At 41.4% G+C, this 285-nt stretch carries 1 protein-coding gene; it reads right to left on the bottom strand.

What is annotated here, in order from left to right; genetic code table 11:
* A partial coding sequence (locus tag AX662_RS08155; RefSeq protein ID WP_156430706.1) for a Spy0128 family protein occupies nucleotides 1-285 on the bottom strand: 285 nt, incomplete at both ends.

A 285-nucleotide genomic window follows, 5' to 3' on the forward strand; every position in this document is an offset into this window, starting at 1 on the left:
CGGTTGCGTCTGAGCCTTTAACTTCTTCTACTGTGTAGTTGTGTACGCCTTCTTGACCCTTCTTGAATGACATAGCTGAGAACTTAACGTTACCAGATGCATCGTTGCTTACAGTTTCAAGAGTCTTACCTTCTGAATCTTTAAGGACGAAGCTGAATTCGTTAGCTTTAAGCTCACGGCCTTCCAAGCGTTTAGTGAAGTTGAATTCTACTTCAACTGGAACGTTGTTAACACGTTTTTCAGTTGGTTTGTTTGGTTTTTCAACAGTCTTGCTTACTGGGTTGT

Origin of the sequence: Streptococcus sp. CCH5-D3 (assembly GCF_001556435.1) — a bacterium.
Taxonomy (GTDB): domain Bacteria; phylum Bacillota; class Bacilli; order Lactobacillales; family Streptococcaceae; genus Streptococcus.